The sequence below is a fragment of the Bifidobacterium sp. UBA6881 genome (assembly GCA_002451435.1).
Taxonomy (GTDB): domain Bacteria; phylum Actinomycetota; class Actinomycetes; order Actinomycetales; family Bifidobacteriaceae; genus Bifidobacterium.
Genome location: DKCF01000106.1, coordinates 54,201 through 66,093, shown reverse-complemented (window position 1 = coordinate 66,093; position 11,893 = coordinate 54,201). Strand labels below are relative to the sequence as shown.

Annotated in this window: 9 protein-coding genes; 7 read left to right on the top strand and 2 right to left on the bottom strand. The window is 63.8% G+C overall.

Annotated elements, in window-relative coordinates; translation table 11 throughout:
- Positions 1 to 44: 44 nt before the first annotated feature.
- The gene (gene ilvD / locus B3C64_RS08175) at positions 45 to 1,898 is read right to left on the bottom strand and encodes a dihydroxy-acid dehydratase (protein WP_291534991.1); all 1,854 of its coding nucleotides are present in this window, start codon (positions 1,896 to 1,898) and stop codon (positions 45 to 47) included.
- A gap of 214 nt (positions 1,899 to 2,112) precedes the next feature.
- Between ilvD and rpoZ the strand changes: the two genes are divergently transcribed.
- The 5 genes from rpoZ to fmt all read left to right on the top strand — a co-directional run bounded on the left by rpoZ (position 2,113) and on the right by fmt (position 7,898).
- The gene (gene rpoZ / locus B3C64_RS08170) at positions 2,113 to 2,397 is read left to right on the top strand and encodes a DNA-directed RNA polymerase subunit omega (protein ID WP_291534981.1); all 285 of its coding nucleotides are present in this window, start codon (positions 2,113 to 2,115) and stop codon (positions 2,395 to 2,397) included.
- A gap of 217 nt (positions 2,398 to 2,614) precedes the next feature.
- Positions 2,615 to 3,829, top strand: coding sequence for a methionine adenosyltransferase (gene metK / locus B3C64_RS08165; protein ID WP_291534980.1), 1,215 nt, complete (start codon positions 2,615 to 2,617; stop codon positions 3,827 to 3,829).
- A 14-nt stretch (positions 3,830 to 3,843) separates the two neighbouring features.
- Complete coding sequence (locus tag B3C64_RS08160) at positions 3,844 to 6,075, top strand: primosomal protein N' (RefSeq protein ID WP_291534979.1); 2,232 nt, start codon at positions 3,844 to 3,846, stop codon at positions 6,073 to 6,075.
- Between the two features lie 60 nt (positions 6,076 to 6,135).
- A complete protein-coding gene (locus B3C64_RS08155; RefSeq protein WP_291534990.1) occupies positions 6,136 to 6,846 on the top strand; it encodes an HAD family hydrolase in 711 nt (236 codons plus the stop codon).
- Between the two features lie 89 nt (positions 6,847 to 6,935).
- Positions 6,936 to 7,898 (top strand): methionyl-tRNA formyltransferase, encoded by a 963-nt coding sequence (fmt, locus tag B3C64_RS08150; protein WP_291534978.1) that lies wholly within the window; start codon positions 6,936 to 6,938, stop codon positions 7,896 to 7,898.
- On the opposite strand, the gene serB is transcribed toward fmt, so the two are convergent.
- A complete protein-coding gene (gene serB / locus B3C64_RS08145) occupies positions 7,886 to 8,554 on the bottom strand; it encodes a phosphoserine phosphatase SerB (protein ID WP_291534977.1) in 669 nt (222 codons plus the stop codon). The two genes, fmt and serB, sit on opposite strands and share 13 nt — an antisense overlap.
- A 73-nt stretch (positions 8,555 to 8,627) precedes the next feature.
- Between serB and arc the strand changes: the two genes are divergently transcribed.
- The gene (gene arc, locus B3C64_RS08140; protein ID WP_291534976.1) at positions 8,628 to 10,172 is read left to right on the top strand and encodes a proteasome ATPase; all 1,545 of its coding nucleotides are present in this window, start codon (positions 8,628 to 8,630) and stop codon (positions 10,170 to 10,172) included.
- Between the two features lie 69 nt (positions 10,173 to 10,241).
- Positions 10,242 to 11,825 (top strand): depupylase/deamidase Dop, encoded by a 1,584-nt coding sequence (gene dop / locus B3C64_RS08135; RefSeq protein WP_291534975.1) that lies wholly within the window; start codon positions 10,242 to 10,244, stop codon positions 11,823 to 11,825.
- Positions 11,826 to 11,893 lie beyond the last annotated feature (68 nt).

Here is an 11,893-nt window from a genome sequence, read left to right as displayed (position 1 = left end):
GAACGGGCCTTTCAATAGGTTTTTGCCGCTTATCGGAACCGCGATCAGGCGAGGCCTGAGAGCTTGTTGATCAGCTCGGGATCGCGGGTGGCGCCCTTGTCGGCGGAACGCGCGAAGGCCGCGTACGCCTTCAGTGCCTGGGACACCTTGCGATCGCGGTGCGCCACATAGCCGTCGCCGGCCTCCAGTTCGGCGCGGCGCTTGGCGAGTTCCTCGTCGGAAAGCTCGACGTTGACGGAACGGTTCTCGATATCGATGTTGATGATGTCGCCGTTCTTGATGAGCGCGATCGGACCCTTGTTCGCCGCCTCGGGGGCGATGTGGCCGATGGCCAGACCCGAGGAGCCGCCGGAGTAGCGGCCATCGGTCAGCATGGCGACCTGACGGCCGATGCCCTTGCCCTTGACGAACGAAGTCGGGTACAGCATCTCCTGCATGCCCGGGCCGCCCTTCGGACCCTCGTAACGAATCACCAGAGCCATGCCCGGCTTCAGCGTGTCGTTAAGGATGACCTCGATCGCCTGCTCCTGGGATTCGACGACCAGCGCCGGGCCGCGGAACTTCCAGATCTCCTGCGGCACACCGGCGGTCTTGACCACGCAGCCATCGGGAGCGAGGTTGCCGCGCAGCACGGCGAGGCCACCCTCGTGAATCTCCGGGTGGTCGATGTCGTGGATGGCGCCGTTCACACGGTCGGTGTCGAGCGAATCGAACAGCGTGGTGTGCGTCCACGGTTCCGGGGAGACGATGTGGCCCGGAGCCGCATGGAAGATCTGCTTGGCCTGCTCGGTGCAGGTGTCGCGCATGATGTCCCAATCGTTGAGCTTGTCTTCGAGCGACTTGTAGTCGATGGAATGCACATCGCGGTGAAGCTTGCCGGCGCGGTCGAGCTCGCCCAGAATGCCGCAGATGCCGCCGGCGCGGTGCACGTCGGAGATCTCCCACTTGCCGGACGGCGCCGCCTTGCAGATGCACGGCACGGTGTGGCTGATGCGCTCGATGTCGTCGAGGGTGAAGTCCACGTCGGCGCTCTGCGCCATGGCGAGGATGTGCAGCACGGTGTTGGTGGAACCGCCCATGGCCACGTCCATGGTCATGGCGTTCTCGAAGGCCTTCTTGGTCGCGATGGAACGCGGAAGCACGCTCTCGTCATCGTCGTCGTAGTACTGCTTGGCGATCTTGACGATCTGCTCGGCCGCACGCTTGAACAGGTCCTTGCGGTAGGAGTGGGAGGCCAGGATGGTGCCGTTGCCGGGCAGGGCCAGGCCGATGGCCTCGGTAAGGCAGTTCATCGAGTTCGCGGTGAACATGCCGGCGCAGGAACCGCAGGTCGGGCAGACGGTCTTCTCGTAAGCGAGCAGATCCTCTTCGGAGACGGAGTCGTCGGCGGTGGCGTACATCACGGAGATCAGGTCCGTGTTCTTCTTCACGGTGCCGTCGGACAGCACCGTGGTGCCGGCCTCCATCGGGCCGCCGGAAACGAAGACCGTCGGGATGTTCAGGCGCAGCGCGGCCATCAGCATGCCCGGAACGACCTTGTCGCAGTTCGGGATGCAGATCAGGGCGTCGGCGCAGTGCGCGTTGACCTGGTATTCGACGGTGTCGGCGATGATGTCGCGGCTCGGCAGCGAGTACAGCATGCCGGTGTGCCCCATGGCGATGCCGTCATCGACGGCCATGGTGTTGAACTCGCGCGGGATGCCGCCGGCCTCTTTGATGGCCTCGGAAATCAGACGTCCGACCTTGTTCAGGTGCACATGTCCCGGCAGGAACTCATCGAAGGAGTTCGCGATGGCGATGATCGGCTTGCCGAAATCCTTGCCATCGACGCCGGCGGCGCGGTAAAGGGCTCGAGCGCCCGCGAATACTCGTCCATTCATCAGTTTTGCAGATCGCATTTCCATGGTTCCTATTGTGAGGTCGAACCGGGACACGCGCTTTGCCGGGAGTCACTATGTGGAATTATGCGGAATTGCCGCGGGCTGCGTGACGTGCAGGCCGATCGGTCCTTCGACCGCCGCGCATTTGCGGCCGAAAATGGTCCAGCGGCATGCCTATACTGAGAAATTCGAAAAAGAAGCTTTGATATCTGATGATTGGGAGATAATCAATATGGCATTCGGCACTGAGCCAACCCCGTCCGGACTTGCGGATCCGCCGATCGACGATTTGATGGAACACGCGGATTCCAAGTACGCCCTGGCCATTTTCGCAGCCAAGCGCGCCCGTCAGATCAATTCCTATTTCACCCAGCTCAACGAGGGTCTGCTGCAGAACGTCGGCCCGCTGGTGGAGTACCAGAACCAGGAGAAGCCGCTGTCCATCGCCTTCCGTGAGATCGACAAGGGTCTGCTCGAGGAAACCCTCGGTGAGGACGACCTGACCGAAGGCAACTGATTCGAAGGTTCGCAACGAACCGAACGAAGGTTTTCATTCGCCCCGATACCTGAGCGGTGCGCTTTGAATAGTCCACGATGACACTATTGATTGCGTATGCGAAGGACGGGGCGTTTTTCGTAAAACGGCTTGCGGTGGTGGCCCAGCCGCCATATACGCACAACAACCAAGGAACGGAACCGCAAGGTCGGACGTTCCCGAAAGAAGGAGCAGTCGCATGGCTGAATTGAAGTTGATTTCCGCCGAGTCGGTGACGGAAGGGCATCCGGACAAGGTCTGCGATCAGATTTCCGACGCGATTCTCGATGACATGCTGGCGCAGGATCCGCAATCGCACGTGGCCGTGGAGACATGCGCCACCGTGGGCCAGTTCTTCGTCTTCGGCGAGGTGACCAGCGAGGGGTACTCCGATATCCAGAGCATCGTGCGTTCCGTCGTGCGCAATATCGGCTACACCAGCTCGCGCGTGGGACTCGACGCCGATTCCTGCGGCGTGACCGTCTCGCTGACCGAGCAGAGCCGCGAGATCAATCAGGGCGTCGACCGTCTGGGCGCCGAGGGGGAGTCGCAGGCATCCCGTGAACAGCGTTACGAGGCGCAGGGAGCGGGCGACCAGGGCGTGATGTTCGGATACGCGTGCGACGAGACCGATGTGCTCATGCCATTGCCGATTTACCTGGCGCATCGTCTGGCTTACCGCCTCGCCGAGGTCCGCAAGAGCGGCGAGGTGGCCCACCTGCGTCCTGACGGCAAGACCCAGGTCACCATCGAATACGACGAGCATGACCGTCCGGTGCGTCTCGACACCGTGCTGGTCTCGACCCAGCACGATCCGGAAGTCGACCAGGCATGGCTGAAGGAACAGCTGACGGAACATGTGATTCGTCCGGTGCTCGACGATGTGCTCGCCGACCGCGTCGCGCATGACGAATACCGCGTGCTGGTGAACCCCACCGGCTCGTTCGTGCTTGGCGGTCCGGCCGCCGACGCGGGCCTGACCGGCCGCAAGATCATCGTCGACACGTACGGCGGCGCCGCCCACCATGGAGGCGGCGCGTTCTCCGGCAAGGATCCGAGCAAGGTGGACCGTTCCGCCGCCTACGCCGCGCGTTGGGTGGCCAAGAACATCGTGGCCGCGGGCCTCGCCCACAAGGTCGAGGTGCAGGTGGCGTACGCCATCGGCGTGGCCGACCCGGTATCCATCAACGTGGAGACGTACGGCACGGAGATCGGCGTGACCCGCGAGCAGATCCAGCAGGCCGTCCGCAAGGTGTTCGACCTTCGCCCGGCCGCCATCATCGACGAACTCGACCTGAAGCGCCCCATCTACGCCAAGACCGCGGCCTACGGGCACTTCGGCCGAGAAGACGCCGATTTCACTTGGGAGGCGACCGACAGGGTCGATGATCTCAAGGCAGCCATCGCCGATTGAGACGACCCTGAACCATGAGCGACGTGGATGCCGAACAGCTGGCACTTGACGGACTTGCCCCGCGCAGGCGCCGCAAGCGCGCGCCTGCGGCGAAGACGCCAGCCGCGAAGCATCCCATAGCCCGGGTGGTGCTCGACGTTCAGGCCACCCATCTGGGGCAGACCTTCGACTATTACGTCGAGGAACGGCATTCCGAAGCGGCTTTGCCGGGTGTGATGGTGCGTGTCCGCTTCGGCGGGCAACGGGTCTATGGCATCATCTGGGAGCGTGCGGACGCCAGCGACACCCCGGCGTCTTCGTTGCGCTACATAGAACGGGTGGTGACGGACCGCGCGATCGTGCCGAAGTCCATGCGCGATGACGTCACCGCCATCGCCGATGCGTTCGGCGGAACCCGGGCCAACATCCTCAGATTGGCCGTTCCTCCAAGAGTCGCCTACGTCGAGCGCGAGCAATGGGAACGCCCGCGGACGGGTCGCGGCGTGGAGACGAGACGTCGGATGTATGCGGGCGCGGAACAGGAATCCTATGCCGCATTGCAGCGATTGTACGGCAATATCGGCCTACTGCGCGAAGCGTTCTCCAAACGGGGATTCCAAGCGTTCGTATTCGATCCGCTGCCGGGAGCGGGGCATTGGTGCCGGTGCGTCGCATGGATGGTCGCGGCCGCGGCCGCGCAAGGCCGACCGGTCGTGCTGGTGCTGCCCACCATGCGTGAGATCGAGGATATGGCGCATGCGTTGAAGGCGATGGGCATGAGACCATTCGCGCGGACCGAATCCGCAAGCGGTTCCTATGACGGTGATTTCACGGTGCTCAACGCGCAAATGCCGCCCGCGGAACGGTATCGCGCGTATCTGGCCATCAGTCTCGGACGGGTCTCCTGCGTTCTAGGGACCAGGTCGGCCATGTATGCGCCGGTGGAGGGCAACGCGTTGTTCCTTGTCCTTGACGACGTGTGCTATCAGGACGCCGACGGTATGATGCCCTATGCCAACGCGCGTGGCGTACTGCGGTTGCGCGCGAAATCGCATAACGGCGTATTCGTGGCCATGGGCAACGCGCGCAGCGTGCAAAGCCAATGGGAGACGGACGCGAGCTATGCGAAAGACACCCAGGTCGGCGGGTTCAGCACGCCCATCCATGCGTTGCCCGCGGCCACCAAGGAATCATCGCCATGGGTGCGGTGGCTGAACCGGGACGAGCTGACCCGGTTGGCCGATCCGACCATCGGCGCGCGCGTTCCCCACACCGCGGTGCGTGTGCTGTCCAAGGCATTGGAAAGCGGCCCGGTGCTGCTGTCCATTCCCCAGGACGGCATCACCGAGGCGCTGACCTGCTCGCAGTGCCATCGCCAGGCGCGATGCGCGCGGTGCACTGGGCCATTGGAACGATTGCATGACGGAACCGTGCGCTGCACATGGTGTGGGATCGCCACCGTGCAGTGGTCATGCCCCTCCTGCCATAACGAACGCATGCGCGTGGTGCGCGTCGGAGCAGCCGGCACGGCGCAGGAGCTGAGCCGGCTGTTTCGTGGCGTGCCGATCGTGCTGTCCACTCCCAGCCAGCCCCGTGGCATCGTGCCCGAGATCACGTTCGCGCCGCGACTGGTGATCGCGACGCCCGGAGCGGAACCCCGGGTGCGTGGCGCGGGCGTGGCGGAACGCGAATACCGCGCGGTGGCCATTCTCGACGCGTGGACCAGCCTGTACGCCTTTGGCATCGACGCCGGTGTGGACACCCTGACGGCATGGATGCGTGCCGTGGCGTTATGCGCGCCGCGTACCCGGGGCGGACAGGCGTTGCTGATAGGCGAGACGGATCCGGCGCTCGCCAAATCGCTGATGCTGTGGAACTCGCCGTTGCTGGCCCGGACGGAGCTCTCCGAACGCGCGCAGACCGCATTGCCTCCGGTATTCGCCGCCGCATGCGTGTGGGGGCGACGCGATGCGGTGAAAACGGCGTTGGACCGCATCGGCGCGCTGGGAGAGGGGGACTTCGCCTCCATCGAGACTTCGGAGGGGCGCATGCCCTCGGTGTTGGGGCCGGTGCCGATTCCACAGCCGCGCACCATCGACAGCAGGGAGCTGGAAGGGACCGCCGACCGCGTCAAGGCGGTCGTCCGCGTGCCGCAGTCCCGCCGCGCGGAGCTTGCCATCAGGTTGCGTGCGGCGAGCGCCAGGCATGTGGCCTCGCGGGAGCCGGGGGAATTGCGCTTCCAGCTCGACCCCAAGGAACGCATCTGATTCCGTCCCCTTGGCATGGAAGACTGATACGCATATGGCACCGTCTGAATGGAGGAACATATGAAAGGCTGGCCGGGAGAACCCGACATGGAATACGATGTGCTCATGGCCGATGGCGAGGCCTCTGCCAATGACGGCAAACCGATCACCGACGTGATCTTCGATTTCGGCAATGTGCTGGTGTATTGGGATCCGGTCGCGGTGCTGGCGCCGAGATACAGCGACAGACTGGTCGAGCAGTTCCTCGACAACGATATCTCGGGGTTCTACGACATCAACGACCTGCTCGATGCGGGAATGTCCAACGACGACGGCGTGGCATTGATGCGTAGGCGTTCCGGAGACAAATGGGCCGACATGATGCGGTACTATCTCGACAATTTCGTGGATTCCCTGACCGGCGTGGTACCGGGCGCGCGCGTGCTCGTCAACGATCTGAAAGCCGCCGGCATCCACGTATGGGGCTTGAGCAATTGGCAGAAGGAGCTTTTCCCGATAGCCCTCGAACGGTATGAGATTCTGCGCAGTCTGGACGACCGCGTGGTATCGGGATACGTGGGATTGCGCAAGCCCCACCGGGAGATTTACGATTTCGCATTGAAGCAGTTCGGCATCGACGCCTCCGGAGCGGTGTTCATCGACGACAAGGCGATGAACATCGTCGGCGCGAACGAAGCCGGAATCCGTGGCATACGATTCAGGGATCCGCGCGCGCTTCGTGGTCTGCTGATCGACGCGGGCGTGGCGATTCCCGCGGTGCGTGAAGCCTAGCCGTGGCCCGCGGGCGGGCGCCTTGGCGTTGCGACGGGTGCCCGCCGTCACATGGTTGAATTCGAACGATTGACAAGGAGATTCATTTCGTGCTGAAAATTCTGTTCGCAGGCACCCCCGACATCGCGGTGCCATCGTTGAGGACGCTCGCCGAGGATACCGAGCATTTCGAGGTCGTCGCAGTGCTCACGCGTCCCGACGCGCCTACCGGACGTGGACGCAGGCTGGTGGCGAATCCGGTCAAGCGCGCGGCGCTCGAACTGGGTCTGCCGGTGATCGAATCCGATCCGGGCGAGGAGACCTTCGTCGCGGAACTCGCGGCCACCGGAGCGCAGGCCGCCGCCGTGGTGGCCTATGGGAAGATTCTCAAGCAGGATGTGCTTGACGCGGTACCGATGGGCTGGTACAACCTGCATTTCTCGCTGTTGCCGCAGTGGCGTGGCGCGGCTCCCGTGCAGCGTGCCATCTGGGCCGGCGACAAGGTGACGGGAGCCACGGTGTTCCGCATCGTCCGTGCGATGGACGCTGGCCCGGTGCTGGCCCAGTCCACAACGGAAATCGGAGCCCACGAGACGGCCGGCGAACTGCTCGGCAGGCTCGCGCAAGACGGTTCACGGTTGCTGGCGGCCGCGTTGCAGGGAATGGCCGAAGGTGAGATCGTGCCTGTGGCGCAGCCGGCCGGAGCGTACGAAGTGGCGCAGAAGATCACGGTCGAGGACGCGCGCATCCGCTTCGATGTGCCCGCGTTCGCCGCGGACCGTCAGATTCGAGCCTGCACGCCGAACCCGGGAGCCTGGTGCGAGCTGCATGCCCATGAGGGCGCCGAACCGGCTACTCTGCATGTGCTGCACGCGCAGCCGGCGGATATGGGCAACCCCAAGACGCCGCAGGGTCTCGAGGCCGGGCGCATCGTCGCGGGCAAGCGGAACGTGTGGGTCGGCACGGCCACCGAGCCATTGGAACTGATTGAAGTCAAAGCCCAGGGCAAGAAGGCCATGCGTGCCGCCGACTGGGCGCGCGGCGCGCGTCTCGACAACGCCTACTGCAGGTAATCGAGAACCTTGCGCAGATCACGCTCGTCCAGACAATGCGGAGCCTCCTCCCGCACCCTTGGCTTGGCGCAAAACGCCACGCCAAGGCCCGCGGCGTGAATCATCGGCAGATCGTTCGCGCCGTCGCCGACCGCGATGGTCTGCGCCATCGGAACGCCCATACGTTCCGACCATGCACGCAGGGAATCCAGTTTGACGGTTTTCGTGACGATGTCTCCGAGCACCCGGCCCGTCAACCGACCATCCGCGGATTCGAGACGGTTCGCGATCCAATAATCAAGATGCGCGTCCTCTGCCAGACGGTCCACGACCTCATGGAATCCGCCGGAGACCACGCCGACCTTCCACCCGTGCCCGTGAAGCTCGTCGATCAGCGCAAGCGCGCCATTGGTGAAATGCACGCGATGGTATACCTCATCGAAAACCGACGTGGGCATGCCCTCCAGCAACGCGACGCGGGCCCTCAGCGCCTCGCGGAAATCCAACTCGCCGTTCATGGCGCGCGCGGTCACCGAGGCGATGCGTTCCCCGATGCCCGCAGCGGCTCCCAATTCGTCGATGACCTCTTCGTCGATCAACGTGGAATCCACGTCCATGACCAGCAGTCCGGGGCGGGAAAGCGTCGGCGCGGCGTTCGATGATTCTTGATTCAGCATGGTTTCGATTGTCGGAAAGCATTAGGACAATGGGTACGATGGGCGCTAAGCGTGTCGAAAGAGAGGTCTGAAATTGGGAAACCAAGAGGAGACGCTGCAATCCCTGGCCGAGGCCAATGACCGTCTGATGGCGAAGAACCATGCCTTGGCGAAGGCGCTGACCCGCGCCACGAAGGAGCTGACCAAGGCGAAGGCCCAATTGAACCAGCTCGCCGGACCTCCGATGACCTTCGCCACCATGGTGCGCGTGTATTCGTCCACCACCGACGAGCAGCAGGTGCAGCACGCCAGCGCCGAAGTGGTTTCCGGAAACCGACGCATGATCGTGCCGGTCGCGGCCAATCTGCAGGCCTCGCGGCTCGAACCGGGGCGAACGGTGCTGCTCAACGAGAACATGGTCGTCGTGAGGCAGGCCGACACCGACACATTGGGCATGGTACGCACGGTAAAGCAGATTCTCGAAGATGGGCGGCTGCTCGTCACGGATGGCGGCGGGAACGCCGCGGTGGTTCGCCGCGCGGGAACGATGGAACGGGAAAACCTCAATGTCGGTGATCGCGTCACCGTCGACGCGTCCATGCGGTTCGCCTTGGCACCGGTTCCCGCGGAGAACGACGGCGACATGGTGTTGGAGGAGATACCCGACGTCACCTTCGGCGATATCGGCGGTCTTGACAGGCAGATCGATCGCATCCGCGACGCGGTCCAGATGCCTTTCCAGCACCGCGACCTGTTCAGAAGATACGATTTGAACCCACCCAAGGGCGTGCTGCTGTATGGCCCTCCGGGTAACGGCAAGACGCTGATCGCCAAGGCGGTGGCGAACGCGCTTTCCGAAGGGACCGCCGACGGCAAGGGCGTGTTCCTTTCCGTGAAGGGGCCGGAACTGCTCAACAAATTCGTCGGCGAGTCGGAGCGCCTGATCCGCATGATCTTCAAGCGCGCCAGGGAACGCGCCGCGGACGGCAAACCCGTCATCGTGTTCATCGACGAGATGGATTCGCTGCTGCGCACGCGGGGAACGGGCGTGTCGTCCGATATGGAGACCACCATCGTCCCGCAGTTCCTCGCCGAACTCGATGGCGTGGAATCCTTGGACAACGTGATGGTGATCGGCGCGTCGAACCGCATCGACATGATCGATCCCGCGGTATTGCGTCCGGGACGTCTCGACGTGAAGATCCGGATCGACCGGCCAAAGGCCGAACAGGCGGGGCAGATCATCCGGCACTACCTGACCGACGACCTGCCACTGGCCCAAGGCGTGGACGCCAAAGCCCTCACCGACGTGCTGGTGAACGACATCTACTCGATGGACGAACATCGTCATGTTTGCGACGTTTGCGACGAACAAAACCGGTGGCATCCGGTGCATATGGCCGACCTGGTGTCGGGCGCGGTGCTGAAGAACATCGTGGACCGGGCCAAAACCCGTGCGGTGAAGATCTCCATCGAAAACGGTCATCCGGCGGCGATCGACGTCGGACTGCTGTCCGGTGCCGTGGAGGAGGAATTCCAGGAGACGCGCGATTCGGTGCTTGACGCCGATCCGGCGCAGTGGAGCCGCATCAACGGATTCGACAACGGCCACGTGACGCATATCAGGCCGGCGCGGTAGGCGTGCGGAGCATACGGAAGGCATGGAAAGGATACAAGGAGACACAACGATGACGCAGGGGAGAGCAGCATGAGCGTTCGACGGGTCATGGGAACGGAAACGGAATACGCGGTTTCCGCGCCGGGACAGGGGCATTACAATCCGGTGCAGTTGTCATTCGACGTGGTCGCGGCGGCGGCCGATGAGAATACCCGGCACATTCGTTGGGACTACCGTCAGGAGGATCCCGTCAACGATGCGCGCGGCACCAGATTGGAGCGCGCCGCCGCGCATCCCGACCTGCTTACCGATGCGCCGCAGCTCAACATCACCAATGTGATCGCGCGCAATGGCGGGCGTGTGTACGTCGACCACGCGCATCCCGAATATTCCGCGCCGGAGACCACCGACCCGTTCGACGCGGTGCTTTACGACCATGCCGGAAACCTCATCATGCGCCACGCCGCGGAACGGGCGAGCGAGCAGACCGGCCACCGAATCGTATTGCATCGCAACAACGTCGACGGCAAAGGCGCCAGTTGGGGCACGCATGAGAACTACATGATGCTGCGGTCCGTTCCGTTCATGCGGGTGGCCCGCCTGATGACGGCGCATTTCGTCGCACGGCAGATCTTCACCGGTTCCGGACGCGTCGGCATCGGCGAGAAAAGCGAACAGGCGGGATTCCAGCTCAGCCAACGCGCCGATTATTTCCACATGAAGGTCGGCCTGCAAACCACCTTCGACAGGCCCATCATCAATACGCGCGACGAATCGCACAGCACCGACGCATACCGCCGGCTGCATGTGATCGTCGGCGACGCCAACCGCATGGACGTGCCGCAGGCATTGAAACTCGGCACCACCAGCATGCTGCTGCTCCTGCTCGAACACGCCGGTGAGGCCGGCCTCGACCTCGACCGGATGATGGAATCCGTGACCTTGGCGGACCCTGTGGCGGCCATGCATACGGTATCGCACGACCTGACCCTGAACGCCGAACTGCCGTTGGAGAACGGCGGCACGACCACCGCATGGCAGATGGAGGTGACGCTGCGCGGCCTCGTCTACGCCGCCGCCGCGGGCATATACGGGACGGACACCACCGGCGAACCGGCGTGGCCCGACCGTTCCACCCGCAACATCATGGCGATGTGGGGGCAGGCGCTTGCCGACATCGCCGCGATTCGGCACGCCGATGACGACGCGCGTCTGACGATGCATGGGCAGGCCGGCCGCATCGAATGGCTGCTCAAATGGCAGCTGATGGAGAAGATGCGCCGCAAGACCGGAACGGATTGGGCCGACCGGCGTCTGGCCGCGATCGATCTGAAATGGGCCGCGCTCGACCCCGCCGATTCCGTGTTCGACAGGCTCGCGGCGCAAACGGAGCGCCTGGTCTCGCGGGCCCAATTGGAGGACGCGTGCGAGCATGCCCCCAAGGGCACCCGGGCGTGGCTCCGCGCGGAAATGGTGCAACGGTTCCCCGAGCAGGTGGTGGCCGCATCATGGTCGCATATCACCGTCGAAGGCGCTTCGGACGGTGAGGAAACCGTAAAGAATTCCCTGACGTCGTTGGATATGTCCGATCCGTTGCGGTTCGGCGAGGCCAATTGCGGCAAGGTCTTCGATGCCGCCCGCGATGCCGTCGCGGTGGTGGAGGCGCTGCGGTGAATCCCATCGCAGGCGTACCATGGCAAAAGAGCGACTGCATAATCGCCAATCAAAGATAATGGATACAC